Source organism: Sphingomonas oleivorans, assembly GCF_003050615.1.
GTDB classification, from domain to species: Bacteria; Pseudomonadota; Alphaproteobacteria; order Sphingomonadales; family Sphingomonadaceae; genus Sphingomonas_H; species Sphingomonas_H oleivorans.
In genome coordinates this window covers 76,483-94,366 of the sequence record NZ_NWBU01000016.1, presented here as the reverse complement: position 1 = coordinate 94,366, position 17,884 = coordinate 76,483, and the positions used below count along the sequence as shown (strand labels likewise).

Sequence of the window (17,884 nt, the reverse complement as noted above, 5' to 3'; positions counted from 1 at the left end):
TCGAACGTCTCGCCGAGCCGATCGCGCGCCTCTCTCTAGTCTCGGTTGGGCCATTGTCTGGCTCGCCATGGCCCGGTTGGACCGCACCGGCAATTTCGCCGTCGGCAGCGACCTTGCGCATACCAAGCTATGAGAAATCTTCATACCAGATGCCTCAGAATAGGTATATAAGAAGGATTGATGTGTAGCGGCCAATCTGCTAGGCCTAAAAGCAAGGGCAGTGCCGCGTCAGTGCTGACCCAAGCAGGCGAGGATGGGATGGGCAGCATTTGGCTGGGAAAATGCGTGGTGATCTGCGCGATCGCCGCGAATCAGGCCGAGGCGAAGGAGCATCTGGTTCATAGCCAGGCTGACTTCGCGCACGCGGTGCGGCAGCTTCAGCCGGGCGATATCGTCACGCTCGCCGATGGCGAGTGGCGGGACTTCCGGATCCTGTTCCAGGGACATGGGGCGCCCGGAAAGCCGATTGTCCTTCGCGCCCAGACGAAAGGGCGCGTCTTCATCACCGGGGACTCGAACCTCCGGCTCGCGGGCGAATATCTGCTGGTGTCGGGTCTCGTCTTTCGTGACGGCCATAGCCCCACCGGCGATGTCATCGCTTTCCGGGCGAGTGCGAATGCGCCCGCCAGTCATTCGCGGCTCACCGAAGTGGTGATCGATCGCTTCAATCCGCCGGATCGACGCAAGGAAGATCGCTGGATTTCGTTCTACGGCCAGGAAAACCGGGTCGATCATTCGCATTTCGAGGGGAAGAATAATGCGGGTGTGACGCTGGCCGTGATCCGCGAGACCGGCCAGCCGCCCGATGATCGCCATCGCATCGATCATAATTATTTCGGGCCGCGTCCGCCCCTCGGCGCCAATGGTGGCGAGACGATCCGCATCGGCACGAGCGAGCAATCGCTCAGCGACTCCCACAGCATCGTGGAGGATAATTATTTCGACCGCTGCGATGGCGAGGTGGAGATTATTTCCGTCAAGTCCGGCGGCAACATCATCCGCAACAATGTGATCCACGAGTCGCAGGGATCGATCGTGCTGCGGCACGGCAACGGCAATCTGGTCGAACGCAATATCTTTTTCGGGAATGGCAAGCCGCATACGGGCGGCATCCGCATCATCAATGCGCGGCAGATCGTACGCGGCAATTATATGGAGGGACTGGCCGGCACGGACTTTGCCAGCGCAATCGCGGTGATGAACGGCGTGCCCAATTCGCCTATCAATCGCTATCATCAGGTGCAGGATGCGCTCATCGAGGGAAACAGCCTGATCGATGTCGCGCGGATCACGCTGGGGGCGGGCGCGGATGCGGAACGCTCCGCGCCGCCCCTGCGCAGCCGGTTCGAGCGCAATCTGCTGATCGGGCGCGCCGGCGAGGTGGATTTGCGCGTTGAAACCGACATTGCCGGCATCGGCTTTGCCGGCAATATCCAGTCGGCGGCCTCGGTATCGCGCCTGACCAATGGCATAGACCAGAGATCTATCCAGCTCGCCCGCGCCTCCAATGGCCTGCTTTATCCGGTCGATCCGGCGATCGGCGCCGTCGGAGCGCCACGCGACCTGAAACCTATTGCCAGGGCGGATAGCGGCGTGGCCTGGTATCCCAAGCCGGCCGCGACGAAGCCGGCTTTCGGCACCGGCGCGACGATCGAGCTCGCGCCGTCCGGCGACGCCCTCCGTCAGGCGGTCGCCCGTGCGAAGGGCGGAGATACGATCCGCCTTTCTCCAGGCCGTTACAATGTCGATGCACCGGTGACGATCGATCGGGCCATCACCATTGCCGGCCCCGGCCCGGCCGCGCCCGCGATGCTGACGTTTGCCCGCTCCAGCCTGTTCCAGATCGCGGAAGGCGGGCAGCTTCGGCTGGAGGGCCTGACCATTTCCGGCGTGCACGCGCCCGCCGCACCCGGCAATGTCGTGATCCGCGGCGGCATGTCGCCCATGGCATCCAGCTATACCGTCGAGATCGAGAATGTTCGCTTCGTCAATCTTGACGGCGCGCCCGGTTTCGACGTGATCGCGACGACGCCATCCGCCTTCGCCGACCATATCGCCATCCGCTCCAGCCGGTTCGAAAATGTGTCGGGCAGCGTCGTCGCCGCCCGGGGCGACGGGGACGGCCATTATGGCGTCGAGCAGGTCGATATCGCCGCATCGATATTCCGGAAGGTCGGGCAGGTCGCCGAGCTTTCCCGGGGCGGGCGCGACGAAAGCAGCTTCGGGCCGCGCTTCAGCCTGCGGGATTCCGACATTGTGGAAAGCGGCCTGGCTGCAGGCGCATCGGTTCGCCTGTCGGGCGTGCAGATCGCCGATATCGGCGGCAACCGGTTCACCGACAGCGCGCCGATCGACGTGACGCACAGCGTCGGCACGCCGGGGACGCGCATCGCCGGCAATATCTTCCGCCATACGCCGATGCCGGCGGTGAAGGAGCTTTATTTCAGGGGGCCGCCGCGTGCCGCGCTGGCCGGCAATGTTGCGGAAGGAGCGAATTGATGCCGCGTATCGCAGCCCTTGCCGCATCGCTGGTCCTGCTCCTGCAGGCCGAGGCCGCGCCGGTAGCGTCCATGGAGGGTGAAGCGCCGGTCCTGCTCCGCACGGCGGGGCTCGCCGCCATGACTGCGGAGGGGGAGCGCTACCCGCTGTTCGCCCGGGAATTGCAGCGGATGCGTGCCGAGGTGGATGCGGCGTTGCGCACCGGCATCTCCGTGCCGATCCCCAAGGATCCGGGGGGCGGCCTCACGCACGAACAGCATAAGCGCAATTACAAGGCGATCTACGGCGCGGGGCTGCTCTATCGCATCACCGGCAACCGGGCCTATGCCGATTTCGCGCGGCGGATGCTGCTCGACTATGCGAAGCTCTATCCCTCGCTCGGGGCCCATCCGGCGGCCGCGAACGAAGCGGCGGGCCGCCTCTTCTGGCAGAGCCTGAACGACAGCGTCTGGCTGGTCTATGCGGTGCAGGGCTATGATGCGATACGCGACGCCATCCCGGAGGCGGACCGGAAGACGATAGACGAGAATGTCTTCCGGCGCATGGCGACCTTCCTGTCGGATGGTTCGCCGGCCCTGTTCAACCGGATCCACAATCATGCCACTTGGGCGAGCGCCGGGGTCGGCATGACCGGCTATGTGCTGCGCGATCCCGTCCTGGTGGAAAAGGCGCTGAACGGGCTCGACAGGAGCGGCAGGGCCGGTTTTCTGCGGCAGCTCGACCTGCTCTTCTCGCCCGACGGCTATTATGCCGAGGGGCCTTATTATCAGCGCTATGCATTGCTGCCCTTCGTCCTGTTCGCGCAGGCGATCGAGGCCAATGAGCCGCAGCGCAGGATCTTCGCCTATCGCGACGGGATCATCCTGAAGGCGATTCGGACGACCATCCAGCTCAGCTATGACGGCTATTTCTTTCCATTGAACGATGCGATGCCGGACAAGAGCCTGAGGACGGAGGAACTCTATCAGGCGGTGGCGACCGGCTATGGCGCGACGCGCGATCCCGCCTTCCTGTCGATCGCCGGCTGGCAGGGGCGGACGCTGCTTTCGCCCGAGGGGCTGATGGTCGCCCGCGATCTGGCGGCGGGCCGGGCAATGCCCTTTCCCTTCGCCTCCATGCTGCTCAGTGACGGGCCCGACGGCGACAAGGGGGGCCTCGCGATCATGCGGTCCGGCGCCGGCGACCGCGAAGAGGTGCTCGTCGCCAAGAATACGGCGCAGGGCATGGGCCATGGCCATTTCGACAAGCTGGGCTGGATCCTCTACGACAATGGCAATCCCATCGTCACCGATTATGGCGCGGCGCGTTTCCTCAATATCGAGGCGAAGGATGGCGGCCGCTACCTCCCCGAAAATGAGAGCTGGGCCAAGCAGACCATCGCGCACAACACGCTGGTCGTGAACGAGACGAGCCACTTCGGCGGCAAGGTGAAGCTGGCCGACACGATGGCGCCCAGGCAGATCTTCTTCCATGGCGAGGGCGCGACGCAACTCAGCACCGCCGAGATGGTGGATGCCTATCCGGGCGTGCGTTTCCGCAGGACGCTGGCGCAACTGGCCATAACCGGTTTCGCCAGCCCCGTGGTGCTGGACTTGATGCGGGTGACGGGCAGCAGGCCCGCACAATATGATCTGCCGCTCCATTATGCCGGCCATCTGATCGATATCGGCTTTCCGCTGCAGTCCAACGTCGCCGCGCGGCCCGTGCTGGGCAAGGCAAACGGCTATCAGCATCTCTGGGTGGATGCGACGGGTGCGCCGGGTACGGACAATGCCGTCCTGACCTGGCTGAATGGCGATCGCTTCTACAGTTATCGGATGCTGCCGCCGTCGGGTGCGAAGCTGATCCTTGCCGAGAGCGGCGCCAACGATCCCCGCTTCAATCTGCGCCGCGAGCCCGTGCTGATCCAGCGGCTGGAGAGCGCGACCGCTGCGGTCTTCGTCGGCCTGCTCGAGCCGCATGGCGCCTATGATGCCGCCGATGAGACGACCGTGGCCAGCCGTAGCCGCATCCGCGCGCTGCGGCATGAGCGGGCGGCGGATGCGGACATCGTCACGATCGAACTCGCGGACGGGCGGACGGTGACGCTTGCGATCGCCGACGATCCCGATCCGGCGGCGGCGCATCGTGCCTCTGTCGGCGGGCGCATGGTCGAATGGAAAGGGCATTTCGGCCGCTTCGATGGCGGAGGGGCGAAGATGGCCGGGACGGGAGGCGGATCATGAAGGGGCTGATGCAGCGGGGTGGCCTGCGCTGGATCGTCGTCGGCCTGATCGGGCTGGCGACCGTGATCAACTATATCGACCGCAACGCGCTGGCCGTGATGTGGCCCGCCGTCTCGCGGGACATCGGCGCGGACAAGGCGGATTATGCGTTGCTCGTGACCGTCTTCATGATCGCCTATGCCTTCGGCCAATCGCTGTTCGGCAGGCTGTTCGATATTGTCGGCACGCGAATGGGCTTCGGCCTTTCGATCTTCTTCTGGTCGATCTCGATCGCGCTGCACGCGCTGGTGCGCTCGATCGGCATGCTCGGCCTGCTGCGCGTGACGCTGGGGGTGAGCGAGGCGGGCAACTGGCCGGGCGCGGCCAAGGCGAACGCCACCTGGTTTCCGCCGCGCGAGCGCGCCTTTGCGCAGGGCATCTTCAATTCCGGCGCCTCGATCGGCGCGATCATCTCCGCGCCGCTCGTGGCGCTGCTCTATGCCGGCGTCGGCTGGCGGACGACCTTTCTCCTCGTCGGCCTGCTCGGCCTGCTCTGGCTGCTGCCCTGGCTGTGGGTCTATCGCGCCGATCCCGATGCCCATCCCTGGCTGACCGAGGCCGAGCGCGCGCATATCGCCGGCCGGGGCGGGGAGGGGACGGGCCGAGTGCACGGCGGGACGGGCTATTCTCCCGGCCTTGCCGCGCTGCTGCGGCACCGCCAGGCCTGGGCGATCATTCTCGCCCGCTTCTTCCTCGATCCCGTCTGGTGGCTGTTCGTCTCCTGGCTGCCCATCTATCTCGCCGAGACATTCGGCTTCGACGTCAAGCAGATCGGCCTGTTCGCCTGGGTTCCGTTCGTCGGCGCGATGCTGGGCAGCCTGGGCGGCGGCTGGCTGGCCGGCGCGCTGATTGCCAAGGGCTGGTCGATCAATGCCGCGCGCAAGACTATGATCACGCTCGGCTGCACGATCATGCTGCCCCCGCTGCTGCTGACGATGGGCGCGGGCGATCCGCTCTATGCGGTGCTGCTGATCGCGGTCATCCTGTTCGGCTTTCAGGTGGCCATCAACAATATCCAGACGATGCCGAGCGACTATTTCGGCGGTGGCGCGGTCGGTTCGCTCGCCGGGATCGGCGGCACGGCGGCGGTGGCAGGCACGCTGGTGACGACCTGGCTCGTGCCCGTCATGACGGCGGACGGCTATGGCCCGATCTTCGCGCTCGCGACCGCGATCGTGCCGCTCTCGCTTCTGTCGATCTGGCTGCTCGGCGGCACCATCGCGCCGATTTCCGATCCTGGCCCGGATCGCCATCCCATCAACGCAAGAGGTCATATATGAGGTTCAAGGACAAGGTCGCGCTCGTCACTGGCGGCGGGCGCGATATCGGCCGAGCGGTGTCGCTGCGCCTAGCGGGCGAGGGCGCAAAGGTCGTCATCAACTTCCGCACCGACGAGGCCGCCGCGCAGGCGACGGCGGACGAGATCAACGCCGCCGGCGGCACGGCGCTGCTGTGCCGGGCGGATGTGACGCAGGCGGCCGAAGTCGAGCGGCTCGTCGCCGCAACGCGCGAGGCCTTTGGCGAGCGCATCGACATTCTCGTCAACCTTGCCGGGGGCATGGTCGCGCGCAAGACGCTGGAGGAGATGGACGAGGCCTTTTTCGATACGGTCATGGACCTGAACCTCAAATCCGCTTTCCTGGTGACGAAGGCTACGCGGCCGTTCATTCCGGCGGGTGGCGCGATCATCAACGTCTCCTCGCTCGCCGGGCGGGACGGCGGGGGGCCGGGCGCGGTCCTCTACGCGACGTCGAAGGGCGCGCTGACGACCTTCACGCGTGGCCTTGCCAAGGAGCTTGGCCCCCACGGGATCCGCGTCAACGCGCTGTGCCCGGGGCTGATCGGCACGAGCTTTCACGACATCTTCTCGAAGCCCGAGGGGCGCAAGGCCGTCGCCGGTAACACGCCGCTCCGCCGGGAGGGCCGGCCGGAGGAGGTGGCGGCCGCTATCGCCTTTCTGGCGTCCGAAGACGCCTCCTTCCTGGCCGGCACCAATATGGACGTGAATGGCGGCCTCTATTTCTCCTGAGGCCGCCCGATAAGCTGAAAAGGAGAGGATGGATGCACAAGACCCTGTCGATGCTTGCCCTGCTGCTCGCGCCAGCCCCGCTCCTCGCGCAGGGCGCGGCCCGCGAGCGGACCGACGCGTCGCCGATCCAGGCCTATAAGCTGGTCCTGGTCGGCGACTCCACCATGGCGCCGCATAGCGGCTGGGCGTCGGTCTTCTGCGCCAAGCATGTGAAGTCTTCGGTCGCCTGCCTCAATCTCGGGCGGGGAGGCCGCAGCACGCGCAGCTATCGCACGGAAAAGTCATGGGATATCGCGCTCGGCGAGGCGAAGGTGCCGGGCTATGGCGCTACCTATGTCCTCATCCAGTTCGGGCATAATGACCAGTCGTCCAATGCCGAGCGCTGGACCGACATGACGACCGAATTTCCCGCCAATCTCCGCCGCTATGTCGAGGAGGTGCGCGCGGCCGGCGCGCAGCCGGTGCTGCTGACCCCGCTGACCCGGCGCGAGTTCAAGGAGGGCAGGCTCGACAACACGCTGGAACCCTGGTCCCAGCAGGTGCGCAAGGTCGCCACGGAGATGAAGGTGCCGCTGGTCGATCTCAATGCGCACAGCGCCGCGCTGGTGCAGAGGATGGGCGCGGAGACCGCGACGCAGCTCGCACAGCTTCCGCCCGCGGCCGATGAACTCGCCGCGGCGAAGGCGGGCTCGACGCTGAAGCCGCGCCCCGTGCCCGAGCAGCCGGTGCCGTCGGCGGACGCGGCCGGGGATGGCCCGCGTGGGGTCGTGACGCGCAAGTTCGACTATACGCATGTCGGCGATGTCGGCGCGGGGGTCTTCGCCCGGCTGGTGGCGCAGGATCTTGCCGTGGCCGTTCCTGCGCTCCGTAGCCAGATCCTTCCCTAGATCGACTGAGGCACCGCGCTCAGGTTGAGCGCGATCAGCGGCGCACGTCCAGCCCGCCGGCGAGGAAGGCGTCGATATCCTGCTGCCCGAAGGTCGCGGCGTCGCCCGGCAGGCTGTGCTTGAGGCAGGTGAGGGCAAGGCCGGAGTGGACGGCCTGCTCATCGTCCCTGCCGGCGAGCAGGCCGTGGAGCAGGCCGGCCGCGAACGCATCGCCGCCGCCGATCCGGTCGACGATCCCGGGGACGCGGACCTCTTCCGTTTGGGTCGCGCCGTCCCATGTGTCGATCCTTGCGGCGATGCGATGGCAATCGACATGCTCGACATGGCGCGCAGTCGAGGCGATCCGCTGGAGATTGGGAAAGGCGGCGAAGGCGGCTTCGGCTGCCTCACGCCGGCGTGTCGGGCCCTCGCCGGAAAAGGGGCGGTCGAGCAGCAGCGCGATATCGCGGTAATTGCCGAAGAACAGATCGGCATGGCTGACCAGTTCCTGGAGGACGGCACGCGGATCGCTGTCCCAGCTTTCCCAGAGGCGAGCCCGGTAATTGCCGTCGAACGAGATGCGCATTCCGGCGGATTTCGCTGCGCGCGCGGCCGCAAGCGCGGCCTGGGCCGGCCCCGGGCCGAGCGCCGGGGTTATGCCCGAAAGATGGAGCCATCCGCATCCATTGAATAGCGCCGGCCAGTCCCAGGATTCGGGCGGCATAAGCGCGAACAGGCTGTCGGCACGATCATAGACGATGTCCGACGGACGCAGCGAGGCCCCCTGCGACAGGAAATAGAGACCCATCCGGCCGGGCGCCCTGCCGATCGCGGCGATATCGACCCCATGCCCGCGGAAGAAGGTGATCGCGCCATCGCCCAGCGGACCATCCGGCAGCGCGGAAACAAGGCGCGTCCGATGCCCCAGCCGCGCAAGCGCCACCGCCACATTCGCCTCCGCACCGCCATGATGAATGTCCAGGGCCTGTGCGGTCGAAAGCATCTGCCGGCGGGGTGCCGACAGGCGCAGGAGAATCTCGCCGAAGCAGGCGAGCTGGCTTTTTCCCGAAGATTGGGGACGTGGGGTCATGCGGCTTCCTCCTCCTTGTTCTGTTCGCATGTCTATACCAATTATGCGCTATTTGACAGGCAATTGGCATGCATAGCAGGCTTGACAGATATCGGGCTTGATATCAGCATGGTGGTATAAGAATCAAAGGAGGGGATTGCTATGATGTGGCTTGGCCACTGGTCGTCGCGCGGGGCTATTTGTGCGCCGCGCGTTCGGACATTGCTGCTCGCGACGGCGGCGGCTCCGATTCTGTCGAGCACGCCCGCCATCGGCCAGCTGGCAAGCCCGGCACCCGCGGAGCAGCCGTCATCGCCAGCCGGCGATACGGTCAGGAGCGCGGTCGAGGAGATTATCGTCACGGGTCTGCGGCAGACGATCCAGACATCGATCAATGAGAAGAAGAACGAAACCGCGATCGTCGATGCGCTTTCCGCGCAGGATATCGGCGATCTGCCGGCGCTGTCGGTCGGCGAGGCGATCCAGACGATCACCGGCGCCACCACGCATCGCGAGAAGGGCGGCGCGTCCGAAATATCGTTGCGCGGCCTCGGCTCCTTCCTGAGCAATACGACCTTCAACGGCCGCGAGGCATCGAACGGCAGCGGCGATCGCGCGGTGAACTTCAACCAGTTCCCGTCCGAGCTCATCAACGACATCAAGATCTATAAGTCGCAGCAGGCGGATCTCGTCGAAGGCGGCGTTGCCGGTACGATCGAGCTGGGGACGCTGAAGCCGCTGGATTATGGCAAGCGCCGCATCCAGGCCGAGATCAGGGCCAATTACAATCCCTATCAGGATCGCATCATTGGCGCCGGCGCCTGGGGATGGCGCGGCACGCTGAGCTATGTCGACCAGTTCGACGCGGGCGCGCTCGGCGAAATCGGCATCGCGCTCGGCGTGCAGCGCAACGATGTCAACAATCCGGAGGAGAGCTATGCGGCGAGCAGCACCTGGGTTGCCTGCAACGCGGCGGTCACTGCCGCTAACGCCAATTGCCCGGAGGTGAGCCGGGCGGCGGCGGCCGCCGGAGCGCCTTTCTACCTCGCGCCCAATTCGGTGCAGTTCCGCCAGATCAGCGAGCAGGACCGGCGCGACGCCATTTTCGGCGCGGTGCAGTGGCGACCGGGCGATCGACTGAACGTCAATCTCGACGTCCAATATTCCAAGCGCGCTTATTCGGAGGATCGCCGCGACCTCATACTTTCCGAGACGCGCTTCGGCCTGAAGAATCGCATCATCGGCGATGATGGGCGCCTGCTCTATGCCGAGGGATTGAGCTCGGTCGAATCCACCGGCACCTTGTTCGAGCGCGACGAGGAATATCTGGGCGGCGGCCTCGGGCTGGAATTCGAAGCCAGCGATCGCCTCACCCTCAGTGGGGATGCCTCCTATTCGCGCACCAAGCGCAGGGATATCGAACGGTCGGTGCGGTTGCGCTCGGATCCGCTGGACATATTCGGCAACAGGACGCCGCTCAACAACCAGCGCGTTCCTTATGTCTATGACGCGCGCAATGGCTATGCGACGCTGATCACGATCGATCCGCGCTTCAACGTCAATAATTATTCATTGTTCAGCGACGACGCCCGGCTGCGCCGCGACCAGCTCCAGCGCGAGAATGAGATCGTCGCGGGGCGTCTCGATGCCGGTTATGAAATGGAGGGTTTCCTCTGGCGCATCGATGGCGGCGTCCGCTTCTCCCGCCAGACCTACAGCGATTTCGATGATCGGGTGGAGATCACCCAGGATGATCGCAATGTCGATCGCGCGGTGAATTTCGCCTGCCGGACCATCTTCCCGCAGACCGACTATCTCTCCAGCGCTCCCGGCGCGCCGATCACGAGCTGGGCGACCTTCGATCCGGTCTGCCAGTTCCGCGATTATCTGGGAACGGAGGATCCCGGCCGGAATGCCGATATCCGGTCCGTTGCCAATCGCGATGTGACCGAGGAGGTGTGGGCCGGCTATGCCATGGCCAGCTATGAGACGAAGGCGGGCGATATTCCGCTTCGGGGCAATTTCGGCGTGCGCGTTGTCGATACGCGGGTCACGTCGCGCGGCCTGCGTAGCGCGCTGGGCGTCGTCACCAATCCCGATGGCTCGATCCGGCTGGTCGCGTCCGGCGATTTCGAGACGCTCACGATCAAGGGCGGCAGCACGCGGGTGTTGCCCAGCCTCAATGCCATTTTCGAGGTGAATCCCGATCTTCTGCTGCGCCTTGCGGGCTATCGGGCAATGTCGCGCCCGGCGCCGAGCAGCCTTGGGGCGGGGCGCACCATTCAGTTGGAGGACGGTACCAATTTCAGCTCGATCGAGGATGCGATCCGCCTCATCACCGCCAATGGCAGTCCGAGGCTGAAGCCGATCATGTCCTGGAATGCGGATGCGGCGATCGAATTCTATCCCAACCGGGATTCGATCCTTGCCGCGACATTCTACTATAAGAAGTTCGCCGGCGGCTATATTCCCGTGACGCTCGAGGAGCAGATCGACATTGGCGGGCAAAGCGTGACGGTTCCCGTCGTGCAGACCCAGAATAGCAGCGAGAAGAGCCGCGTCTATGGCGTCGAGGTCACGCTCGCGAACCGCTTCTCCTGGTTGCCCGCCCCGCTGGATGGTCTGGGTGCGAAGGTCAGCTACAGCTATGCCAATTCCAATTTCAAGAATTACGATATCCGTCTGGGCGATGTCGTCAATCCGGACACGGGGGATGTGACGCCCGGCATGATCCCGCCCGCCGGACTCAGCGGCTATTCGAAGCATGTGCTGTCAGCGCAGATTTACTATCAGCTTGGTGGTCTGTCTCTCCAGAGCATCTATAATTATCGATCAAACTATTATCAGGATTTCGTCGGAGGGAATGCGCAGCTTCGTTATGTGCGTGGCAATGACACCGTGGATCTGCGCGCTTCCTATGACATAAATCGCAATCTGTCCTTACGCTTGGAGGCGCTCAACATATTCGACGAGCCGAAGGTGACGGACATGCCCATCAAGGGGAGCAGTCGCCAATATCATTTCTATGGTTCCCGCTATTTTCTGGGGATTCGTCTGCGCGTTTAGGGCATGCGGGCCGGCTCATGGCTTTGCCCGCCATTGGCAGGCGATCCGTCTTGCGACTCCGGGGGGAACAGGTATGGACTGGTTTCGGCACATGGTATTGAAGGTTGCATGGTCATGGCTGATCGCCGGCTATTCCAGGATATCGCTGAGCGGATCGTCTCGCTGATCAACGAAGGCGTCTTTCCTCCCGGTTCGAGATTGCCCGGCGAACGCGAGCTGGCCGAACGGTTCGGCGTCAGCCGCGTCACCATCCGCGAGGCGGAGATTGCGCTGCAGGCAACGGGCAAGATCCGGATCAAGACCGGCGCTGGCGTCTATGTATCCGAGCAGGCGGGCAGCGCGGAGGAGCAGCTGCCCGCGGTCAGCGCCTTCGAGCTGACGGAAGCGCGATCGCTCTTCGAGTCCGAGGCGGCGGCGCTGGCTGCGCCGATCATCAGCGAGGAGGCGCTTGGCCGGCTCGATCATCTTCTCGACCAGATGGCTTCGGACGGGGCAGGCGACGATGATCGGTCGACCGAGGCGGATCGCGATTTCCACATGGCGATCGCGTCCGCGTCCGGAAACCGGGCGATCATCCATGTGATCAAGATGCTCTGGCGCCTGCGCATGGAATTGCCGGAAGTGCGGAACACGCATGCGGCGGTTTGCGAGCATGACGGCGGCGCCCGTTTCGACGAGCATAGGCAGATTGTCGAGGCATTGCGCAGCCGGGATTCGCAGGCGGCGCGGCTGGCGATGCGACAGCATTTCAATCGATTGCTGCAGGCGATGCTCGACGCGACCGAGGAGCGGGAGATCAGGGAATTGCGACGCAAGTCGGCGGAAAGCCGTGCGCGTTTCCTGATGAGTGCGAAACTGGGCTGAATCCTGGCCGCGCGTTTCGCGGCGTCAGTTGCCGCCGATCCTTTCGTCATAATATCGGCGTCGGGATGGTGTCGAGGGGCCGAAGCTGATCTCCAGCATCAGCCGCGGGCTGCCCGTGACGGACGTCGCCATGTGGAAGCCATAGGGATCCTCGACAAAGCCCTCCCCGGCATCCCCGTGCAGGACGACGACATTTTCCGGCCCGTAGCGGCGCAGCACTTCCCGCCTCGGGCGTCCCAGGAAAGGGGATAGCTGGTCCGCCAGGCTGTGCGCGCGGTGGCTGCGCTTGATGTAGACATGGGGTCCGGCCTTCGCGTCCACCGGCGTCAGATAGAAGAAGACCTTGATTTCGCGCCAGTCGCCAAGATCATAATGATAATGGTCCTGCGCGGCGAGCCGGCGTTGCCCCTCGGATGCGGCGGGTGCCGGAAAGCTCCACCAGAGCCGCAGGCGGATCAGCTTCGGATCGCCGCCGAGATAGGCGCGGGCGACGTCCATCAGCAGCGCATCGTTTGCGACCCGCACGAGCGCGGGGCATTGTTCAGTGCGATCGAGATAATGGCCGGTGACGATCGCCTTTCCGCGTCGGGCCTGGGCTTGCCCGATATCGCGCGGCAGGAACTCCGCGCTTCGATCCTTGTCGGCGAAACAGGGCATCCGCTGTGCGAAGGCCATGATCTCTGCCACGATCTCGGCGGGTAGTTTCAAGGGGCGGTACAGCCCGTCGCGCCGCAGGCTGGCGGCGATCTCTCCCGCATCCGCTTCCTCGAATATCGTGCTGCCCCGCGGCATGGACCAATTGCGCGGGCGGGCCCAGGCAAGGCGCCGCACGAGCGAGAAGCGCGCCAGGACGAACATCGCCACCCAGCTTGGCTCGGCCTTGGCGAAATGGAGATAGGTGGGCGCCTTGGCCGAGACGAGCCTGGCCAGCTTGCGCATTTTTTGAATGGCGGAAGGATTCCGAGACGATCGGTGGCGTGCGGAAAATTTATTCCACAACAGAAACGAAACGCCACTCAGGGAAATCAGGCTCGCCGCAGCGCTGATGGTCACCCGCATCGTGGCTCCAAATATAGGATCTGTTCGTTGAGGATGTATTGGTCCGTAACAAACATCCACTTCGTTGCGGTGTATGCAGCCGCAGGAACGACGAGCCGTTTTGACGGAGGCTTTTGTTCGGAGTCTCCCCACCTGGATTTCCGGTGGTGAGGCGCATGTCGGGCCAGCGAAGCGAAGGGGGAGCCGGTGCGGTTGCTCGATGCATCGGCGTCCGTTGCAATCACGCTCGAACCAGGCTTGCGGAAATTACGCGACATGGCCGAGGGGCAGCGTTCGCGCGCCCGTATAGAGACGTGAAGGGGGTTGTCCGGTTGCGGATTTCCCCTGCCCGGATCGACGAGGAGACCCATGAGCCGCAATTTCGACCGCCGCCAGTTGCTGCGCGGCGCATCCCTGATCGGGGGCGGGCTGGCCCTGAACGCCTTCATGCCGGCCTGGGCGAAGAGCGTTTCGCCCGGCCTGGTAAGGCCGCTGCCGACCCTGTCCGGCCCGGACGTCCAGCTTACCATCGATCATATGATGATGACGATCGATGGCCGGCCGAGCCATGCCGTCGGCGTCAACGGCACCGTGCCGGCGCCCCTGATCCGGCTGAAGGAAGGGCAGAATGTCCGCCTCTCCGTCACCAACAATCTGGACGAGGACAGCTCGATCCACTGGCACGGGCTGATCCTGCCCTTCCATATGGATGGCGTGCCGGGCGTGAGCTTTCCCGGCATCAAGCCGCGCTCGACCTTCGTCTATGAATTCCCGGTCGTGCAGGCAGGGACCTATTGGTATCATAGCCATTCCGGCCTGCAGGAGCAGATGGGCCATTATGGTCCGATCGTGATCGACCCCGCCGGTGCCGATCCGGTCGCATATGATCGCGAGCATGTGATCCTGCTTTCGGACCACAGCCCGATGCATCCGCACAGCCTCTTCCGGAAGCTCAAGCAGCAGGGCGGCTATTTCAATTATCAGAAGCAGTCTCTGGCCGGGCTGCTGAAGGGCGAGGACCAGTCGCTGAAGGAGCGGGCCGCATGGGGCGCCATGCGCATGGATCCGACCGACATTTCGGACGTGACGGGCGCCACTTACACCTATCTCGTCAACGGTCATGGCCCGAAGGACAATTGGACGGCCCTGTTCCGTCCGGGCGAGCGCGTGCGGCTGCGCGTGATCAACGCGTCGGCAATGACCAATTTCAACGTCCGTATCCCCGGCCTGCCGCTGACGATCGTGCAGGCCGACGGGCAGAATGTGCAGCCTGTGACGGTCGACGAGTTCCAGATCGCCGTCGCCGAGACCTATGACCTGATCGTGACGCCGACCGAGGACCGCGCCTATACGCTGGTCGGCGAGGCAATCGACCGTTCGGGCATGGCCCGTGCGACGCTCGCCCCGCGCGAGGGGATGGCGGCCGAGGTGCCGGCGCTCCGCAAGCGGCCGCTCGCCACGATGAAGGATATGGGGATGGACATGTCGGGCATGGACCATGGCGCGATGGGCCATGACATGTCGGGCGGTGCGGCGGCGGGCGCGATGGCGGGAATGGATCATTCCGCCATGGGCCATGACATGTCCGGCGGCGCCATGGCCGGCATGGACCATTCGGCGATGGGGCATGAGATGTCGGGCGGCGCATCGGCCGGCGCGGCGGCGGGCGGCATGAGCCATTCGATGCGCGACCCCAAAAATGCGCCGCAGGTGAAGATGGGGCCGGGTGTGCAGACCATTTCGCCCATGGCGATCGACCGGACCGGCGAGCCGGGGCAGGGCCTCGGCGATGTCGGCCACAAGGTGCTCGTCTATCGCGACCTCGTCGCGCTCGATCGCAATCCGGATCTGCGCGCGCCCTCCCGCGCGATGGAAATCCACCTTACCGGCAATATGGAGCGCTATATGTGGTCGTTCGACGGCCGGAAGCTGTCGGAGGTGACGGCGCCGATCCCCTTCACCCGTGGCGAGCGCGTTCGCGTGACGCTCGTCAACGATACGATGATGAACCACCCCATCCACCTGCACGGCCATTTCTTCGAGCTGGTGACAGGGCATGGCGACCATGCGCCGCGCAAGCATACGGTGAACGTCATGCCGGGCGGCAAGGTCACATTCGATCTGACGGCGGATGCGCCGGGCGACTGGGCGTTCCACTGCCACATGCTCTATCACATGCATGCCGGCATGTTTAACGTCGTCACGGTCCGTCCGCTGGCGGGAGAGGCGGCATGAAGGCGCTCCTCCTGCTGATCGGCGCAGCGCCGATCGCTATTGCCGCGCCGGCCTTCGCCCAGGCGATGGACCATTCGATGCACGATATGGCGGCCATGCAGATGCCGGCGGAGGCAAGCGCGGGCGCCGACCCTCATGCCGGTCATGACATGGGCGCGATGCAGGCCGCGCCGGAAGGTGCCGACCCGCATGCGGGGCATGACATGTCTGCCATGCAGCCGCCGTCTCAGGGGGCGGACCCCCATGCGGGACATGACATACCGGCCATGCCGGAGCAGGCCGATCCCCATGCCGGCCATGATATGAGCGCGATGCAGCCGCCGCCCGAAGCGGCCGATCCGCATGCCGGGCATGACATGTCGGCGATGCCGGGCATGGATGCGGGCGACGCGCATGCCGGCCACGCCATGGGCGGCACCGACCAGCCCGCCGGTACGGGCCCGGCGCCGATTCCCCCAACGGAGCGGGCGGCGGATGCCATTTATGGCCGGGCGGCGATGGCAGAGGCCGATGCGCTGCTTCGCCGCGAGCATGGCGGCATGGCCTTCGCCCAGATCATGTTCGATCTGGCCGAATATCAGGTCCGCAACGGCCGGGACGGCTATCGTTGGGAGGGCGAGGCCTGGTATGGCGGCGACATCAACCGCGCCGTGCTGAAATATGAGGGCGAGGGCCTGTTCGGGCGCGCTCTCGAGGATGCCGAGGTGCAGGCGCTCTATAGCCGCGCGCTCGATCCTTACTGGAACTTTCAGGCAGGCATCCGTCACGACATCAAGCCCAACCCTTCGCGGACCTATGCCACGATCGGAGTGGAGGGGCTGGCGCCTTATTGGTTCGAGCTTGAAGGCGCGCTCTTCCTGTCCGACAAGGGCGACCTGCTCGGTCGACTGGAGGGCTATTATGACCAGCGCATCAGCCAGCGCATGATCCTGCAGCCGCGCGCCGAACTCAATTTCGCGGCACAGGATGTGCCTGAAAATGGCATTGGATCGGGCCTTTCGAACATCGATCTCGGCCTGCGCCTGCGCTATGAGGTCGCCCGCGAGTTCGCGCCCTATGTCGGCGTCTCCTATGAGCGTAAGGTCGGCGACACGGCGGATTTCGCGCGCGCCGAGGGCGAGGATGCGGGCTCGACCAGCTTCGTGATCGGCGTCAGGGCCTGGTTTTGAGGAGTCGCCGCGCGCGCCTGCATGTCGGGGCCAGCCGGGTTCACAAATGGCTGGCCCTCGTCATCGGCGCGCAGCTCCTGCTCTGGTTCACGAGCGGGCTGGTGATGAGCCTGCTTCCGATCGAGCGGGTGCGCGGCGAACATCTGGTGCGGCGCGAGCAGGCGGCGTCCTTGCCGGACGCCTTGTTGCCGTCCCTGCTCGACAGGCCCGATGTCCGGGCGCTCGGGCCGGTGAAGGCGGTCACGTTCCGCATGCTGCTGGATCGTCCCGTCGCCGAACTGACCTTGATGGACGACAGGGTCCGGCTGCTGGACGCCGCCTCGGGACGGCCATTGCCGGCGCTTGATGCGCGCAATGCCGAGGCGATCGCCCGCTCCGCTTATGTCGGCTCTCCGCCATCGGCGCGCGTCGAGCGCGTCCTGGATCCGATCACCGAATATAAGGGCCGGCTGCCCGCATGGCGGGTGATGTTCGAGGATCGGGAGGCGACGCGCGTCTATGTCGATGCCGCTACGGGGCGGATCGGCGCGGTGCGCACCGGCACCTGGCGCCTCTACGACTTCTTCTGGGCACTCCATATCATGGACTGGAAGAATCATGAGGATTTCAACACGCCCTGGCTACTCGCCTTCGCGGCGGGCGGCCTGCTGCTGGCGCTTGCGGGTGCGGTGCTGCTCTTCATGCGCTGGCCGCGCCGCAGACGGCGTGCCATAGGCTGAAACGATCCCGCCGATATGGGCATGCCGGGCATGGACGCTTATGGCCGGCTGCTCATGGCGTTCGGA

At 65.1% G+C, this 17,884-nt stretch carries 12 protein-coding genes; 10 read left to right on the top strand and 2 right to left on the bottom strand.

The genetic code is table 11. The features are described from left to right. Positions 1-258: 258 nt before the first annotated feature. From CLG96_RS16155 to CLG96_RS16135, 5 genes are read left to right on the top strand one after another with little or no spacing between them, the layout of a single operon-like run. Positions 259-2,499, top strand: coding sequence for a polysaccharide lyase 6 family protein (locus tag CLG96_RS16155; RefSeq protein WP_107969451.1), 2,241 nt, complete (start codon positions 259-261; stop codon positions 2,497-2,499). Further along, positions 2,499-4,724, top strand: a complete 2,226-nt coding sequence (locus CLG96_RS16150; protein WP_107969449.1) for an alginate lyase family protein — start codon at positions 2,499-2,501, stop codon at positions 4,722-4,724. The genes CLG96_RS16155 and CLG96_RS16150 overlap by 1 nt, the downstream gene beginning before the upstream one ends. Continuing rightward, entirely contained in the window at positions 4,721-6,043 is a 1,323-nt protein-coding gene (locus CLG96_RS16145; protein ID WP_107969447.1) for an MFS transporter, read from the top strand. Before CLG96_RS16150 ends, CLG96_RS16145 begins: the two co-directional genes overlap by 4 nt. After that, complete coding sequence (locus CLG96_RS16140) at positions 6,040-6,792, top strand: SDR family NAD(P)-dependent oxidoreductase (RefSeq protein WP_107969445.1); 753 nt, start codon at positions 6,040-6,042, stop codon at positions 6,790-6,792. Before CLG96_RS16145 ends, CLG96_RS16140 begins: the two co-directional genes overlap by 4 nt. 32 nt (positions 6,793-6,824) lie before the next feature. Further along, on the top strand, positions 6,825-7,679 hold the full coding sequence (locus tag CLG96_RS16135; protein ID WP_207796721.1) for a rhamnogalacturonan acetylesterase: 855 nt from the start codon (positions 6,825-6,827) through the stop codon (positions 7,677-7,679). 34 nt (positions 7,680-7,713) lie between these two features. Here CLG96_RS16135 and CLG96_RS16130 read toward each other — a convergent pair whose 3' ends face one another. Continuing rightward, on the bottom strand, positions 7,714-8,748 hold the full coding sequence (locus CLG96_RS16130; protein WP_107969443.1) for a sugar kinase: 1,035 nt from the start codon (positions 8,746-8,748) through the stop codon (positions 7,714-7,716). A gap of 141 nt (positions 8,749-8,889) precedes the next feature. On the opposite strand from CLG96_RS16130, the gene CLG96_RS16125 reads away from it, so the two are divergent. Together CLG96_RS16125 and CLG96_RS16120 are read left to right on the top strand one after the other, a co-directional pair. Next, positions 8,890-11,793, top strand: coding sequence for a TonB-dependent receptor (locus CLG96_RS16125; protein WP_243395827.1), 2,904 nt, complete (start codon positions 8,890-8,892; stop codon positions 11,791-11,793). Between the two features lie 114 nt (positions 11,794-11,907). Next, positions 11,908-12,657, top strand: coding sequence for a FadR/GntR family transcriptional regulator (locus CLG96_RS16120; RefSeq protein WP_107969567.1), 750 nt, complete (start codon positions 11,908-11,910; stop codon positions 12,655-12,657). 24 nt (positions 12,658-12,681) lie between these two features. Here the strand turns inward: CLG96_RS16120 and CLG96_RS16115 are convergent, their stop codons facing one another. Beyond that, complete coding sequence (locus CLG96_RS16115; protein WP_107969441.1) at positions 12,682-13,596, bottom strand: phytanoyl-CoA dioxygenase family protein; 915 nt, start codon at positions 13,594-13,596, stop codon at positions 12,682-12,684. A 468-nt stretch (positions 13,597-14,064) separates the two neighbouring features. Here CLG96_RS16115 and CLG96_RS16110 point away from each other — a divergent pair, with 468 nt between their 5' ends. Genes CLG96_RS16110 through CLG96_RS16100 form a run of 3 tightly spaced genes read left to right on the top strand, consistent with a single transcriptional unit; the run spans position 14,065 to position 17,818 of the window. Next, complete coding sequence (locus CLG96_RS16110; protein WP_107969439.1) at positions 14,065-15,930, top strand: copper resistance system multicopper oxidase; 1,866 nt, start codon at positions 14,065-14,067, stop codon at positions 15,928-15,930. Further along, positions 15,927-17,099 (top strand): copper resistance protein B, encoded by a 1,173-nt coding sequence (locus CLG96_RS16105; protein ID WP_107969437.1) that lies wholly within the window; start codon positions 15,927-15,929, stop codon positions 17,097-17,099. Before CLG96_RS16110 ends, CLG96_RS16105 begins: the two co-directional genes overlap by 4 nt. Continuing rightward, the gene (locus CLG96_RS16100; protein ID WP_243395826.1) at positions 17,096-17,818 is read left to right on the top strand and encodes a PepSY domain-containing protein; all 723 of its coding nucleotides are present in this window, start codon (positions 17,096-17,098) and stop codon (positions 17,816-17,818) included. The genes CLG96_RS16105 and CLG96_RS16100 overlap by 4 nt, the downstream gene beginning before the upstream one ends. The last annotated feature ends 66 nt before the right edge of the window (positions 17,819-17,884 follow it).